Annotated in this window: 10 protein-coding genes and 1 tRNA gene; 2 read left to right on the top strand and 9 right to left on the bottom strand. The window is 39.7% G+C overall.

The window, feature by feature from the left end; translation table 11 throughout:
• Nucleotides 1–2: 2 nt before the first annotated feature.
• The 5 genes from KHS38_RS15030 to KHS38_RS15050 all read right to left on the bottom strand — a co-directional run bounded on the left by KHS38_RS15030 (nucleotide 3) and on the right by KHS38_RS15050 (nucleotide 7229).
• Complete coding sequence (locus KHS38_RS15030; protein WP_213489368.1) at nucleotides 3–467, bottom strand: hypothetical protein; 465 nt, start codon at nucleotides 465–467, stop codon at nucleotides 3–5.
• Between the two features lie 7 nt (nucleotides 468–474).
• The gene (locus KHS38_RS15035; RefSeq protein ID WP_213489369.1) at nucleotides 475–2736 is read right to left on the bottom strand and encodes a peptidase domain-containing ABC transporter; all 2262 of its coding nucleotides are present in this window, start codon (nucleotides 2734–2736) and stop codon (nucleotides 475–477) included.
• Between the two features lie 24 nt (nucleotides 2737–2760).
• The gene (locus tag KHS38_RS15040; protein ID WP_213489370.1) at nucleotides 2761–3819 is read right to left on the bottom strand and encodes a hypothetical protein; all 1059 of its coding nucleotides are present in this window, start codon (nucleotides 3817–3819) and stop codon (nucleotides 2761–2763) included.
• A gap of 20 nt (nucleotides 3820–3839) precedes the next feature.
• Nucleotides 3840–6890, bottom strand: coding sequence for a type 2 lanthipeptide synthetase LanM family protein (locus KHS38_RS15045; RefSeq protein ID WP_213489371.1), 3051 nt, complete (start codon nucleotides 6888–6890; stop codon nucleotides 3840–3842).
• A gap of 150 nt (nucleotides 6891–7040) precedes the next feature.
• Nucleotides 7041–7229: a hypothetical protein gene (locus tag KHS38_RS15050; RefSeq protein ID WP_213489372.1), complete on the bottom strand. Its 189-nt coding sequence runs from the start codon at nucleotides 7227–7229 to the stop codon at nucleotides 7041–7043.
• A gap of 462 nt (nucleotides 7230–7691) precedes the next feature.
• Here KHS38_RS15050 and KHS38_RS15055 point away from each other — a divergent pair.
• Together KHS38_RS15055 and KHS38_RS15060 are read left to right on the top strand one after the other, a co-directional pair.
• Nucleotides 7692–7765 (top strand) — tRNA-Asp (locus KHS38_RS15055).
• Nucleotides 7766–8546: 781 nt separating this feature from the next.
• Nucleotides 8547–8810 carry a hypothetical protein gene (locus KHS38_RS15060; protein WP_213489373.1) on the top strand — a complete coding sequence of 88 codons (264 nt, stop codon included), beginning with the start codon at nucleotides 8547–8549 and terminating at the stop codon, nucleotides 8808–8810.
• Between the two features lie 74 nt (nucleotides 8811–8884).
• On the opposite strand, the gene KHS38_RS15065 is transcribed toward KHS38_RS15060, so the two are convergent.
• From KHS38_RS15065 to KHS38_RS15080, 4 genes are read right to left on the bottom strand one after another with little or no spacing between them, the layout of a single operon-like run.
• Nucleotides 8885–10234, bottom strand: a complete 1350-nt coding sequence (locus KHS38_RS15065; RefSeq protein ID WP_213489374.1) for a DUF4302 domain-containing protein — start codon at nucleotides 10232–10234, stop codon at nucleotides 8885–8887.
• A gap of 4 nt (nucleotides 10235–10238) precedes the next feature.
• Entirely contained in the window at nucleotides 10239–11615 is a 1377-nt protein-coding gene (locus tag KHS38_RS15070) for a substrate import-associated zinc metallohydrolase lipoprotein (RefSeq protein WP_213489375.1), read from the bottom strand.
• A 24-nt stretch (nucleotides 11616–11639) separates the two neighbouring features.
• A complete protein-coding gene (locus KHS38_RS15075; protein ID WP_213489376.1) occupies nucleotides 11640–13115 on the bottom strand; it encodes a RagB/SusD family nutrient uptake outer membrane protein in 1476 nt (491 codons plus the stop codon).
• Nucleotides 13116–13129: 14 nt separating this feature from the next.
• Nucleotides 13130–16615, bottom strand: coding sequence for a SusC/RagA family TonB-linked outer membrane protein (locus tag KHS38_RS15080; protein WP_249665422.1), 3486 nt, complete (start codon nucleotides 16613–16615; stop codon nucleotides 13130–13132).
• Between the last annotated feature and the right edge of the window lie 220 nt (nucleotides 16616–16835).

Raw genomic sequence — 16835 nt, forward strand, 5'->3', positions numbered from 1 at the left:
ACCTATAAAATCAGACGGCGTAGAAGACTTTCATAGTTAATCGTCAACTGCATTTGTTTGCTACTCTCCGGCTGTAAAAGTTTGCTATACAGTTCAGGAGTTGCATGGGGTTTCTCTATTCTGATTTGTATAAACCTGGACTGATTAGTATGCGACTGAAAAGTTGGATGAAGTAAAAATCCTTTCATTTCGATACCGGATACGGAAAGAAGAACGGTTCTAACTCCCGTATAATTTTCATGTGCCGGTAGCTGTACCTCAATTATATAATGATAAGGGGTGTTTGCTTTTATAGTTGTAGCAACCGGCCGAACGATAACAGGAACTTTTATTACACCTGCTATTATGGTAAGCACAACAAACACACCGGCGACTAACAACATACCATTGCCGATAACCCAGCCAGGTTTTTGCCGCATGATAGTTGTAATTTCCGTGCTGTGGGTACTGTCCTCGTTTGGAATCATGTGATTCTTATTTGCCTAGTTCTAGCTGATTCTTCACTAATGTATAGTATTCCCCCTTTTTTCCTGTCAAAGTTTGGTGATCGCCCGCTTCAACAATTTTCCCATTCTTTAAAACAATAATCTGATCCGCGTTTCGCACTGTGCTTAATCTGTGAGCTACCACTATGACTGTACGACCTTTTGTGAAATTGGTTAAGTTGTTAACGATCACTTTCTCATTATTAGCATCTAACGTGCTGGTTGCCTCATCCAAAAATAAGAATTCCGGTTCCCTGTAAATTGCGCGGGCAATCATAATCCGCTGACGTTGCCCCGAACTTATACCATTGCCTACCTGGCCTATTTTGGTGTTAACGCCAAGCGGTAGCTCCCGGATAAAGTCTTGAATATTTGCTAACTCAATAGCTTTCTGCAACCGGGTCGGATCAATAGGTTCGGTAATAGCTATATTCTCTTCAATTGTACCTGAAAATATATAGCCGTCAGACATAACAACACCGCAATGCTGCCACCACCATTTTGGTGAAATCTGACTAAGTGAAGCATTCCCCAATAAAATAGTTCCGACGTTGGGTTCGTAAAACTTTAAAAGTAATTTTACAAGTGTTGTTTTTCCACTGCCGCTTGCGCCAACAATTGCTGTTGTTTTACCAAAAGGAATATCAAGATTGATATCTTCCAGTACCATATGTCCTGTACTGCCATTATAGCCGAAAGAAACATTTTTTAAACTCAATGCAGGAGATGAATCATGGCCTTTTGATCCTGTTGCCTTATCCGCGACCTGCAAAAAATCGGACATCTTATCCAGCTCGTGTTGGGGGGTAATAAGTCCTTGTTTTTCTTCATTCTCTTCCTGATGGATTTCGCCCAAGCGCTCTATGCTAACTTGAGCATCCTGATAATTTTGAAAAAAAGAAAGCAATTGGTCAATAGGTGAAATGGTTTGTCCGATAATATAAGTGACACTTAACATCATTCCAAGCGACATCTGCCCGTCAATGACCTCTCTGGCAGAAATGTACGCAATAATAATATTCTTAAGTTGATTGAAAAATCCGGACCCGATAGTTTGATACTGACTTACCACGAGTGCCCTGGTTTTTATATTAAACAACCTGCTCTGTATTCGTTCCCAGTTTAGGCGATGCGCTATTTCTCCGCCATTGAGTTTAATTTCCTGTATACCGGTAATAATTTCAAATAACTTATTCTGACTGTCAGCACTTTGCAGAAAGCGCTCGTAGTCCAGATCCTTCCGCTTCCTTTGAAAGTAAAGCATCAGGAAAACAGAAATGGAAGATCCTATGCTGAAAACAGTAAAAATAAGCCAACCGTAGGTAAGAAGTACGGCTGAGAATACGAAAAGGTTTAATACCGCAAAAAGTGAATTGAGTGTAGAAATGCTTAAAAACCGTTCAATTTTTTGATGGTCGGAAATCCTCTGGTTAATATCACCAACCATCTTTGAATCAAAATAGCTGATGGGCAGCTTCAACAATTTGATTAGAAAGTCAGATATTATGGTAATGTTTATCCGGCCCGTGATATAAAGTAGAAGCCAGCCCCTGATAACCTCAATCGCCATACTGCCAATAAAAATGGTGAGCTGAGATATTAATATCAAGTATACAAAGTTGACATTTTTTGAATTAATTCCGTAGTCGACGAGATGTTGCGTTAAAAAAGGCAGTACCAATGAAAAAAGACTTGCCAAGAACATTCCGAGAACCAGTTGAAGGACGCTTTTTCTGTAAGGCCTTAAATAGTTTAATAAAAATCTCATGCTCCAATCTGAAGCCTTCTCGTCTTGGTAAGAAAAAAAGGCATCGTCTGGCTCAAGTAACATGGCAACGCCACGTTCATCGGAAGAATTAATCCAGGCTTTTTGAAAGGCTTCACGCTCAATCTTTAATAAACCTCGAGCTGGGTCCGCGATTTGAATCTTTTTAATATCTGCATTTAGGTCTTGTGGTGGTATTACGATAAAGTGGTTTTGGTTCCAATGCAGTATACAAGGCAGCGGAGCCAAGGTAAGTAGCTCTTGGAAGCTCAATCGGACAGCATTTGTATTAAAGCCTATTTTCTCAGCGGCACGACGGATCCCCGTTAAAGAAACGCCTTCTCTTGAATAAAGAGATTCTTTTCTTAAAGAATCAAGTTTATAATGTTTGCCGTAATAGCTTGCTATCATACGAAGACAAGTAGGGCCGCAGTCCATCTGATCTAGTTGTCTGTAAATAGGAAAGCTCTTTTTAATCAACTGCATTTAAATGCGCATTTTTTCTTCGTATTAAGCCTTGATTAACTCGTAGATCTCTTCACTTTGCAGGAAGTGCTCTTCTAAAGGCAATTGATATTTTCGTTTTGTATTTTTTGCAAGGGCATACCACCTGAAGAATGTATCAAACTGATCTTCGATATAATAATATTTTGCAAGCATAAGAGCTGTTCTAGCTATTTTTCTACAGTTCTGTAAGGCGGTGCTATGATCCAATGAAGCAACTATTTTCCACACGGATCGTTGAATTTTATTGATGTATTTTGAAGGATATTTGTGATTGATAAGAAATAATAAAAAATCGCTGCACAAATGCAAAAATTCGCTTTTTGTAAATTCATCTGAGGTATTTGTAACTAACTCAAGCCGCATTGCATAAGCAATTTTAAGTGTAATATATTTATCGGATTTCTTCAATAAGTAGCATTCGGAGAAATACCGATAAACGGTTGATAAATAATTTTCCAAGATCATGGAAGGGTATTTATCCCGGTAATTAAGCCTTAATTTAACCGCTTTGAAAAACATCATTCCCGCCAGGCAGGGCATTTTTTGCCAACGGTAAAGAAGTAATCCTATCGAAGTACAGCAGGATGCATAGAAATTGTTAATTGCTTCAATCAGATCCGGGTCCGTATAAATATGTACATAAACCGCTTTTAGTGTTTTAAAAGCAAGCGTTATCTTTTCCTGCCTTTCATATAGCTGGGCCAGTTGTAATAAAATAAAAACATGATTTACTTTAGATGCAAAGGAATTATCAAGAAGGGCTATGCTGTTGTTAAAATAATATTCTGCCGGTCCGTAATCTTCTGACATAGCATGAATAAATGCAGCTATATAGGATTCGAAGGAATGATTCCCAACCATGTTCCTTACTTCGTCATCGTGAATATGATCGCGGATTTTAGCTAATTGATCGGTTGATAAAATTCTGTTTCTTTTGTAGCTCTCGGATAATTCGGGATATTTCTCCTGATAAAATTTAAAGATATCATCAGTAGTTTTCGAATAAGAGTCAAATCCTTTCTTTTTAATATATGCTGTAGTCTGGAAGAAATAATCTTTCATGTTTCGGTATGCTGATGAATTTAGATCCATAAGAGCGACGGCAAGGATTCATTGGATGTAAGTTTCATGATATTATATCCAATTCCAGCTAAGCCATAAAAAAGGCCTGTAACAAGAGGGTTTTCGCTCCATCCTCCGCACTTTAGTTTTTTAATAACGTCGATTTCCTGCATGAACTTCTGCAACAGTAGTTGATGATCGAAGGATGGATCTATAAACTTTCTCAATTCGAGCATTCCTAAAAAGCCAGAGCCTATAGAATGATCATTTGAAATCATCATGGGCAAATATTTGTCAATATTGATTTTTGCAATTTCGATCTCCTGAAGCAAGAAGTCGTTCACGTAATAATTGCTAATCAATTTGCGGCTTAAGCCAATTCCCGCAGAACCATTTCCCCACGAGTGATGAATATCACCTTCAAAATCTCTTGATTTTCTCCAAATCTGCTTTTTAGGGTCAAAGAGACTCTGATCGTAATTTAAGGCCTTTATTGCGCAATCGTGATAGCGGCTGTCCTGTAACAGGGCAGCTGCTTTAAACAAAGCATATGAAGCTGAAGAGTTACCGTGCGCAAAACCGCCCCACTGGTCAAAAAATGGCTTTTTCCAAGAAATCATGTCAGGGCCAACCTCATGGCTGCCATTAGCAAGATGATCTGCAAGTGCTCTAATGATTTGGTATATACTTGCATCTTTTCGCTGCTCATACATTTTTAAAAATATCAGTAATGGGCCGGTTACGCCGGATAAATAATCAAAGAACTTATCCGAGGAAATTTTTCTTGATAAAAAATCGATGATGGAATCAAGAGTAGCTTCAGTAATTGAAAAACGATCATCAAGAAGAATTTCGTTTGAAGTAAGTCCGGCATAGACAATACTAATCGGAAAACTAACTACACCGATTTTATTTAAAGGGCTATCCAGTAAAAAGTCCCTGTTACTGATAAAATACTCAACAGACTGATCGAAAATTTTTGTAGCGGCAGCAAGGTATCGGTCATCCTTATATTGCTTGTAAAGTGCGGCAAAAAATATTCCCAAGCCTCCGATGCCCTGGAAAAGATCAGGCCCCTGAATGCCTTGATCCCAAAGATCATCTTTTGTTAAAGTAAAATCGATATAAGAAAAATAAGGTTCTTCAGCGGGAGATCTGTTTAAATGCATTAAGAACTCACCGATACTAAGGGGTAAATCGTCCCGGATGGTTTCCGATTTCTTTACTGAAGTGCTATAGTCGACCGGATCCGAAACGTTACCATAGATATACAGCGCACGTTTTAAAATATTTAATTGCTGTCGCTGTGTGTCTGTATTTAAATTCTGGACCTTACGTATACATGATTCCAGCCCGGTGGAGGCAAAAAAATCTTCCGCTAAAATATTACCGTCAGCATCCATCAGACTTTTTGAAACGGGATTGGAGTAAAAGTAAGGGACCTCATTGTTGCTTAGCTGCTTTATCTCGCTTTGCAGGATTTGCTCGGTAACATAAAATCCGTCGTAACCCCGCCATACAAGTTCAAAGAGCTTATTGTATTCGTAGTAGTTACCCATGTAGGACGGATAGTAAGACTCGTTCAACATGCTGGTATAGACGTGTGTAAAACGGATCAGGATACGACATTGAACATCAGCTAATAACAGCTGTTGCTCTTTTAAAAATGCAACGATCTGCGATTGGTGCTTAACCATTAATTCCCACGCGGTATTAAATCCTTCTACAAGCTCATGATAATGATCCTTAACCTCATAGGTTTTGTTTTCATATTTTGGCAGGTTGTTATCAGCTGAAATTACCTTGATAGGTTTTAGGGTTGACGCGTTATTTCTGTTTTCATAGACGGTATAAGTGTTACCGGAAACTTTACTCAGACCGCTGTTGCTGAACCCTTTATTATTCACAGTTTCGAATCCCAAAGATGGAACCAATCCGGTCTTGATGATACTTTCTAAATACTCTCTTCCTCCCGAGGAGCTGGTTTTATAATCATTTCCATTTTTTACGGTGGGTAGCATTAGCATTTCAAGATCGAAAAAAACAGGGAAGTCTCCGTTTACAAGAATGTTATCGGCGATCAGGTCCTGTATATTCAGCACATAAGCAAGTGCCAGATTGATGCCCTGCCTGAAAAAGAATTTTGCTACAGCAGTGCGGCTCATCGCCGGTTGGTACGCTACTCCTTTTTGCCAGGCATAATTTTGTTTAACAATTGTTGCTGGCAGTTCAAAACTTTTAGGGAGGCCTAAATTTTGCAGAAAAGAGCTAATGTTATTTATAAAGGCGTCTCCTGTGAGATTTTTCGGCTTATAGTAGATAGTTTGAGGCTCATTGTTTTCATCAAGGATTGAAAAACTCGCCGTAGTCTGCCATCCTTTATGTGGATCTCCCAAAAATAAGTTAATGTCAGTCAATGCTTTGATTCCCTGCAAGTCGAATTCTTGCTTAATTTCCTTCCAGTCTGACTTCAACCTGCTGCAAAGTATATTTAAATTAGCCTCAAAAAAGCTACGGAATTTGAAAAGAACAGATAGCAGGACAGGATACGCCTCGAACAAGTATTCTATCCATTCATTCGAATTCGAGGCTTCCAATACAAATTGCAATAGCGATTCTTGTTTGTTTTCTAAGCCATAGGCTTCTAAATAAACAAAATATTCATAGGAGGCAACTGGCCGGAGAATTTTGAAGATTTCCTTTTGGATAGCCAGACGAACTGATGAACCGGCTTCGGTTGCATTTACATTAAGAACAATTTCTAATTCCTTGTGAAAATCGTTATAAATGTCACCTAATATGCCGGAAATGGAAAGTAAAGAGCATTCTAAAACCGAGGCAAAATGCCCTGTTTGTTTCTTGATAAACTCTTCACTCAAATGATGGTTGTATTGGAGGATTTCAGTTAAAAAGACGATCTCTTCGGGAGAGGGCGCCTTTTCATGTAATTGCTTTAAATACTTCTCAAAGTCGGTTTCATCGGTAAAATGCGAGGTTTGTATCCTTTTAGTCCAAAAACATGGATCTTCAAAGCGAACGGTGACTGTTTTCCAATCTTGAATCAGCGCCATTATAATTTAGAATGATTGTAGTAAGGTTTAGCGTAAACTTCGTGTTAGTTTAACGCCCTTAAAAATCTGGGTAAAGATTACAGCCAATCTTTAAAAGAAAAGGCTGTACTCAGTTTGATGAGACAGCCCTTTCAGACAAGAAATTGCAAGTTATTCCACTTCAGGTGTTTGTTTACAAACACAGGTGCTGTCACAGCATGCAGTACCACTTGTACTTGAGGTACCAGAACCGTCTAATAACGCGGTTCCACCAGTAATGAATTTCAAATCATCTTGGCTTAATGATTGACCAACATTTAATGACATTTTTTGCTTAACTGCTTGTAATTTCTTTTTCATGATAACGTTTATTTAATTGAAACTCAAAACTATAAATTAAATCGATTTTTCCAAATAATAAATTTTTTAATTTCTTCCTTAAAAATAATCTTTCTCTATGACTTATTATTCCGGCTTTAATGCAATCCAGATTGTATCAAATTGGTTAGGTTCTATTTCATCCCTTATGTAGATTTTTGACTTCAGCTACTGCAGCGCTGATCCATGATTACTGAAGTTTGAGCCTTTGGAGGTAAAATTACTCTTCTTATAAGCGGATAAACGTCTGGTACATAATGATCACTGTAGCATCGCGTTTAGATTATTAGTAAGGAGCATCCGTAAACTTGCCTTAGGCGCAGGCACCGTTCAAAGGGCTGCAGTGTGGAGACTTTGGTTTCCATGAACAATTAGATTTTATTAAAGTGAAAATTTATATTGTACTCTTGAAATAAGTGTGTATATTTGCATTCCCAAACGGGAGGAGTGGTAGTTCAGCTGGTTAGAATACATGCCTGTCACGCATGGGGTCGCGGGTTCGAGTCCCGTCCATTCCGCTAAAAGCAATGTCAAAAACGACTAAAAGCCTGTAAATTAAAAGTTTACAGGCTTTTTTATTGGCCCGATTTGCCATTATATCTAACAATTCTTTAAGAAAAAGTTAGCATATGGTGAGCGACTTTCGGGGCCAGCAGAAATGCTCACCAAAACACTTGTAACTTATTGTTTTACAAGTCGTTCACCTATTAAACATCTTGACTGTAAGTGGCATAATTAACACTTTTGTTTCACTTTTAAAGGATGATGTGTAATGAGAACTCAACTGAATTTGCTTTTCTACTTAAACAAAAGATCAAATTAGCAAAGCGGCCCGGTAGCGATCTACCTCCGCTTTAACGTTAACAGGTAAAGACTCGAAACATCACCGGTAGGTGTGCAAGCCCTTAGGCTGGGATTTTTAAGTTGGGAATAGCTATGATACAAAGAAGATGTACTTGCGTGCTTTAAACAGGTATATAGACAGCTGCATATCTGAAAGATTGCGGATGTGCACAGTCCCTGAGCCGCTTTTAATCTATATTGCCAAGCATGCGTTTGCTACCAACGTCATTTTTACCAACGGCATTCCTATTGAAAATGTCGCTAAAATGATGAGCATTCCAGCATCAAGGCTACGCAGATCTATGCAATGGTTATGGCGCACAAAGTCAGCGGAGATAGCAGGTACATAGATAAGTAATATGCGGTATAAGCTTCCATCAATTAACACAGGCTAGGGGCAACCCGGTGCCAGCTATATATCATTAAACAACAGGCTATAATTTAAATGAACTGTATTTGTATGAAGAGGTTAACTTAACTATACGCGTACCCGGCCCAGATAACCTGCATTCTAAATCTATCTTCGAGCTATCAGACGAGGAACTACGCGAGCGGTTCAGGTCATTTGCCGAATATGTTACGGGGATATCTGGTCGAAGAGCGGGTATATCACTTACTAGGATCAGCTATCTGGCCGGATATACTCATAAATTCATGAATACCTCAATCATAAGGGCCCTGATGCAGATTGCAGCCCAGCAGTGCTATTTACCTGATTAGCTTTGTAATCATGGTCGCTGTTGATTTGCTTGATGGTACAAAAAAGCCCGTCAAACTTGACGGGCTTTTTTTATTTATTTAAAGTTAAACGTCATCACAGTTGTTGGGTCCTCTACACTGGCCATCTTAGCATAAAGCTGACCGTTTTCAGTATAGTAGTCAAACCTAATCGTATTGTTTAACAAGAAGGTATCCATTGGAACCATAATTTTAGAGACATAACCTCCTGATGGACCGGAGTACTTGGTAAATTTATAGTTGCCGTTTCCATCTACCGTATAGGTATAAACAATTGTAGTTTCCCAACCGCTTGAACCTCCATTTTGACTGGAAAAACCAACGAAAGATAATCTTTTGTTAACCAGATCCCAGTTCAAATTGATTTTGCCGGAATTGAAAGCATAGCCCAGTATACTTGGATTATTTAAATTGTTGTGGAAATAGTTTAAAATATCAGCTCCTTTCTGACTAGTACCCGGAAAGATAGTTTTGAAAGGTGATACCATACCGGAGTATTTAGCACCCCACATTAGGTTGATAGGTACTAAAGGCTGTACTGAGTTTTTAACGACATACTCTTTTCCTGCATTATCATAAACCACTAAGGTATTGGCATCTTTCCAGTCGATCCTCACAAATCTTGTACCTTGATATAAAACACCACCATCGGTAAGGGTTATACCGTTTAAGGAATAAGCAAATTTGGCCGTTCCAGATGCAACCTCACCACCGTTAGTCACTCCCGTAAAATCCAATGTTCTGCCACCATTAATGGCATTGCTTATGTTTACATTTACGCCAACTTTTAAAGTTGTATTGCTGGATGCTAATTCAAAATAAGGAAAATTGTTGGCAGTTATATAAGCATTTAATTTATCGATAGCTGTTTTGTAACCACCGTTCGAATAGGCATCTTTTTGAGCGGCGGTAGCTTTAACCATCCGGAGATATTGGCGGTATTTTTTGCCGATAAATACAATACTGTCAGGCGTGCTATGATCAAATAAAAATTCCGAATCGCTGCTATATCCTTTACCTTGCACTCCGCCTAATGTACTTGGATCTGGATCAGACAACATGGAGATATAATTGTAGGTATCAAATATCAACTCCGCACCAATATTAGCTTTCACCCGGTAAGTTGAAGTTTTGACCTTGGCCGAACTTTCGCTGGTAATGTCAGAGTACATTACTACGTTTTCATTTGGGCGATCAAAGCTCATGTAAAAACCAAAGCCGCCACCCGCCGAGGTAGATAAGTTTGCTATCCATCCGTTGGAAGATGATGCAAGCAGGGTGTTTACTTCATTGATATCCTGCTGCATACGCACTTCCGGCTTATCGCCAAAAACCAGTTCTTTTTCTGATTTTTTACAGCCAACTATTGCCAATATGGCCATAAAAAGAAATAAAAGTTTTTTCATTGTTTTATAATGTTTGGCCTAATTGTCCATAAAAATAGTTAGCTGGTGTACCGCTTTGGTAAAAGCCGGCGTAGCTGTTGAACTTATCAGGGCTAATGTTTGCCGGCAGCCAGTCTGCAATAAATGTTTTACCTGTTAAGTAAGCTTGTATGCTGGGCGTAAATGCATCTTTAAAAATATCGCCATAACCAAAGTTAGTTCCTGTGTCGTTTGCTACTTTAGTGAATGTTACTTCACCGGTTGTACTATTTACAGCATAGCTAAAAGAGAAATCGCCAAAAAACTGCGTAGTTCCCTGAGTGAAAGCCACTCTTACCGTTAATTTAGTAGTGCTTGCAAAACGCAGTTGGACGTAATCAAGATGCCATCCATAAGTGCTCGCTAATGATCCTTTAAGCTGGTTGTAAGCAGCCGCAAAGTCTGGTGAAATTTTGTAATCCGTATAGGTTTTGTCTTCCAGGTTCATGGTCATAGTTTTAAACGGTGCGTTTTTTGCAAGCCAATAACGGAAGCTGGCGTTTTGCCATTGGTATGTATTTCTGATAACGTTTTGTACCTCTTTTTGAAGTGTTCTGAAATCAATGCGAAGATTCACGTTAAAATACTGTACTACGCTGGCTTCTTTGGCTTTCAGGGCTGCCTTGCCTGTTGCAGTAGATGCGTTAGCCCAAGCATCAAACCAAGCCTGGCCGTTTACCAACAATACCTTAACCATTTCAGCAAAGTCTTCACCCGGAGCTGAGGAAGCATACGGCGTTACGTAACCATTATCTCTGGCAGTTTCATCATCCAAATCTGTCCAGGTAGCGTTGTAGCTTGATTTGGTTATGTTCTTGAAATCCTCAGGCATAGGCACAATTTGGTTCAGAATATGCGTAAACTCGTGATGTATAACCGAAATTTTATCTACGTGCGAATTAGGGTTATTTACATCAAAGTTATTTACATCATACAACGTAACCCGTATACCGCCAGATGCGGTACCCACAACATAGCTGCCATTACCTTCGTATGAGCCCGAGCCGAACAATACAAATTGTTTAGGCACCATTTTTTTAATAAAGGTTTCGCCGGCAATTTTACGGTAAGGCAATATAAAGCCGGCAAGTACAGATTGCATTTGGGGCTGTACATTCTCAATTTTTACGGAGGCTACATCCCTGTCATCACCGTGGTAAAAGCGATTGTATCGATAAATAGTCTCGATGTTATATTCATCTAAAAAGGTGGTTCTCAGCCACGCATCGAGGGGCGTATTGGCTACCGGATCATCAATTGCATAATCCTTGAGATTTGCATTTACTTTTTCTTCCTTCCGGCAAGAAATCATGGTAATTGCTGCAATAAGCGCAATCAATATTTTGTGTTTATTTTTTCTCATGATGGTTGAAATCTTATTTTAAGATTACCTTGGATTTAATTCTATGCCTGAAAGTTTTGTTTCCTGCGGAATCTGGAATAACCTGCGGTTATCGTCTGGTGTTAATTCGATGAAAGATTCTGCACCTTTTTCATTATACACGTTATGACGAACAGTGATGCGATGACGCAGGATATCCATCCATCTCATACCCTCTTGTAAAAACTGTGCTTTTTTGGTATCCAGTATAAACTGAATCAACACCTGTTTATCATCATTGATCTGATAATAATCTTTGATTTTCTGAAGGGTTGGTGCATCATTCTGCGGGTTGTAATTAGGCAACAGATTGCTGTACATAGTAGCCATGTCGCGCATTGCATTATCATATTGGCCCAACTCGGTATAGGCTTCCGCTCTATTTAGCAATGCCTCGTCTGTACTGAACAGTATAGACATGATATAAGGAAAGCCTGTTGATGCATTAGGGCTGGTTCTGAAAAAGTACTCGTTGTATTTATAAGTAGTATAATTTGGCACGCCATAAAACAAGATTTTGTTTGCCATATCTTTGCTTTTTGTATAGTTATAGTCTTTACTAAACATGGTTACCAACTTTTGGCCATAACCATAACGTGGCGTGTTTGCCTCCCTTTGGTAACTAGAATACTGATTAGCCAATAGCAGGTTGCTTTTTTGGTCTGAGCGGGTAAATGCCGCCTTGAATTCTTCGGCCCCTAATGCATTTAATGTCGTATTTATAGGGCGTATGTTGCCGGTAAAATCACCACCCGAAACGGTGCCGGATGCAAAGTCTACAACTTTTTGCCATTCCCCTTTAAACAAATAAAAGCGGGCAGCAAAAGCATTGGCAGCGGCAGGCGTAAAGTGGTATTTAGGAACCTGGTATGCTGATGCGTTTATTAATTTCAGTCCATCCTGCAGATCTTTCTCTATCTTTTCATAAGTTGACGCCACGGTACCTCGCTCGTAATGCTTAATTACCTCGGTTTCGGGCTCTGTTACATAGGGTACACCGGGTGAGCTGTTTGCACCGCCAATCTGGTATGCTTTCGAAAAAAACGTTACCAGCATAAAATGTGCATATGCACGGCATATAAGCGCCTCACCTTTGTAAGGATTAACTTCAGCGCCAATACGATACTGTTCTATAGATGCCAAGGCTTGGTTTGCAGCTGCAATAGCTTCATAACAGCCATTCCAGTAACTGGCAGGAGTGCCGGTATTGGTGCCTATTACATCCTGCCAAAAATATGGCCGGGTTAGTACATCACTCAAACCACCAACACCGTTCCCTTTATCTTCTGCATTATCAGATGCCGATTCCGTAAAGTATAAATAATCGGCGGTTGGATATGCGGTAGCCACTAACTGGGCTACTTTTTCAACGCTATTAATTTCAGTTCTGTTATCAGGAGTTTCATCTAGATACTTGTTACATGAGGTAACAGATATCAGACTAACTAAAGCTGATAAATAATATTTTTTATTGATTTTCATGATTATAATAAAAATTAGAATCCAACCTTCAAAGACACGGTATATTGTTTAGGTATGGGTAGAGCAACGCCGCCGCTACCAAAAAACTCCGGATCTTGTCCATTTAAACGTTTGTCAGAATAAAGCAAGGCAATGTTATTACCAACAAAGGTTAGTGAAGCGGCCTGTAAACCTATTCTGTTAATCCATGCTTTCGGCAGTGCATATCCTAATGATACTTGTTTGAAGCGGATGAAATCGCCGTTAGCTACCCGTTGATCTGAAAAGTTGTACAGGTTGTATGGATATACTGAACCAATTACAGAACCGTTTGCATCCCTAACCACCTGTGATTGGGAAAATTGATCGAGCAATGCAGGTACTGTGGTGCGAGTCTCATCGCCCGGCTTTTGCCAGCGGTTCAGCAGATCTTTGGACATGGCATAATAGTCCGGATAAGTTGACGAGTAGACGTTACCCATACGGACCTTGTTGCCTGCAGCAAATGTAAATAATGCCGATAGTGTAAAGCTTTTATAAGTAAACTGGTTGTAAAAACCACCGGTAAACGTTGGGTCAACCGGACCTTCGTACTTTAAGTTACCTACCTTAGTATCTTGCAAATTTACGTAAGTACTGCGGTTGCCATCAGCGTCAATATAGTACGGGTAACCGTAGTTATGATCTAATCCATCAAACTTAACCGAAAATAAGCCTCTTTGCGGATAGCCTTGCAGCGCACCGCCATCGGCGCTAACGAGGTTGAAAATGTTTGGCGTATTCTGTAATTCAATAATCTTAGATCTGTTTAGTGCGAAGTTAAATGAAGGGCGCCACTTGAACGTTGAATTGGTAATGGCTGTTCCGCCCAAGGTAAACTCTATACCTTTACCACTCATTGTACCATAATTAGCCGTTTTGGTGTACTGGCCGCCTATACCTGATGTTCTGATATCACCAATAAGGTCATAGATATTACGCTTGTAAACATCAACGGTCATGTTGATCCGGTCATTAAGGAAAGATATGTCGGCACCCAAGTTGAGCTCTTTTAACTTCTCCCAGGTTAACTCAGAGTTCATCAAACTTGAAATGTAGGTAACCGTTTCTTTTTCATTATCATAGGGCCTTCTGGCAACCATGTTATAAAAGGTAGCAGCCGAGTTTTTGGCATTACCTAAATTAGCTACCAAGCCATAGGTGCCTCTAAATCTGGCTGAAGAAACAATGCTGTTTTTTGGCCAAAAGGATTCCTGATCTACATTCCATGCTCCTGAAACGTTCCATGTAGGTAGCCACCTGGCCGTTCTGCTTTGTCCCATTAGGTTTGATCCATCCAAACGGGATGTAGCGTTAATGCTGTATTTGTCTTTATAGGAATAAGCTACTCGGCCGGCGAATGCAGCAAAGCGATCACGGCCGGGCTGCATGCTAAAATATGGATAGCCCGACTCCTGTCCCCATTTAAAATATTGATAAGCCGGGTTAACGATACCACCATTAGTATACTGATATCCTACGCCATCAAAGTTTTCGGTTTGGCGGTTAACATAACGAACCTCCATTGTAGTAAATGCATTCAGGTGGTGGTCTGTATGAATTATCTTGTCAAATTCCAGATTCTGCCTGAAATAATAATTTGTCAGGTTATCCATATTTACAAGATAGAAACCACCTTCGGGCAATACACTTACCGGATATTTTGTTGGATCGTTAGGGTCTGTATACAAATATTTGGATGATCCCAAAACGGTCGGATCTGCAGATGCCCGATAAGCCAGGGTTTGATTAGATTTTTCTAAAATATAATGCTGACGCTCGGTTCTGGCAAAGCGGTATGCTCCATCAACAGAATAAGTTAAAAAAGGCAATACCTTGTATCTCAAACCACCTTGAACCTTAAAATCTATCTGGCCCAGTTTTAGATAGTTATTTTGAAGTTCATTGATGATATTAAACGGAGCATAATTTCTGTTGAAGTATTCCAGATTTCCATTCTGATCATATGGTGTTATTGCTCTGCTGGTGTTCAGCGCATACGAGTAGGGGTTGATGTCAAAATCCCTGGAATAAGTTCCATATACCGGATCTGAATTCCTGTTTAAAGTACCAGGAGCTCTTTGATCACGAACTGAACCTTGTGTTATTAACTCACCGCTGATCTTATTGCTAAGTTTGAAGTTGGCTCTGAAGTTGCCTGTAAAACGGTTAACACTGTTGCCCAAAGTCTGGCCGTTATCATGTAGAAAGGATGTCGAAGCATAGGTTTGAAATTTTTCCGTTCCTGAATTTATACTTAAAGAATGTTCCTGTAGCAATGAATTTTTGAACAGTACATTAAACCAATCGGTATTAGCGTTGGCATAGCGCTGTAAAAAATTAAGGCGGCTTGTGGCATCGTTTCGCACACCATAGGTGCCTTTAGTTTCGTTATAAGTATTAATCTGGTTGTACAGTTTACTGAAAACGCCTCCTTCTGAACCACGCAGCGAGCCGGGAAGCTGGAAATAACCTTTGTTTTCCAACTCCAGCAAAACCGACATTTGATCGGCCGAGTTTAAAATGTCAAACTGGGAATACGATGGCTTCAAGTAAGTGGTAAAGTTACCGGTATAGCTGATGCGTGCAGCACCTTCGGTTTGTTTACCTTTCTTGGTATTAACAATAATTACACCATTCATGGCCCTGGCACCGTACTGAGCAGTAGCGGCAGCATCCTTTAATATGGTGAAGCTTTCAATATCATCAGGGTTTAAACCGGCTACAGATGAACCGATCAACGTATTGGCATCACCGGTTGATAACGCTTCGTTCGAGATATTTACAACGTCTTCTAAAATAATACCATCAACCACCCACAGCGGTTTGTTATCACCAGAAATAGAGGTTGCACCCCGGATACGAATTTTAGGTGCAGCACCAAATGTACCGGACACGTTTTGTACAGATACACCGGCTACCTGGCCTTCCAGCATACGACTGACATCTGGCACACCATTACGTTGCACATCTGAAGCCTTGAGCTGTGCAGCTGAACCGGTAAACAACTTTCTGTCTAACTGCTGATAACCGGTCGATACGACGTTTACTTCTTTCAGCTGACTGGCGTCATCCTCTAACGATACATCAATGCGGGTTTTACCTTTAATAGGTACTTCTACAGTTTTAAATCCCATAAATTTGAATACCAGTATTGCATTTTCATCTTTAACGATGATCTGATATTCACCAAGATTACCTGTTGCAACAGCTGTTTGAGTACCCTTTACCAGTACGGTAACTCCCGGCAGTGTATTTCCGGTCGACTTTTCCTTTACCGTTCCCTTAATAATGATGTCTTTATTCGGCACCTGTCTGGGTGCAAAATTGTGACTAAGAGCATGTGCTGGTGTATTAGCTGTGTACCTTACATTGCGTTGTACCTCGGCTTTACCATAAGTATTCCAAAATACAGCACCGATTAGTACAGCAACCTGCCCTACATTTACTCTGATTTTCCTTTTGTAGAAATTTTCCATCATACGTGTTTTGTTCTATGTTTTTAAATATGAATACGCGAGTGCAGGCATAGTTATGCCATTAACGGGAGTTAGCTAGGAAAAAAGTTAATTGCAGCCTATAGGGACTAAGATGTTATTGGGAACATTATAGCCTGAAAATCTAAAAGTGTTTAATTTGTTAAAGAGTATTAAATTTTAGATTGCAATTGTTACTTGAAGTTGATTTAAGCAATTGTTTTGA

Origin of the sequence: Mucilaginibacter sp. Bleaf8 (genome assembly GCF_018390515.1) — a bacterium.
Lineage (GTDB): Bacteria > Bacteroidota > Bacteroidia > Sphingobacteriales > Sphingobacteriaceae > Mucilaginibacter.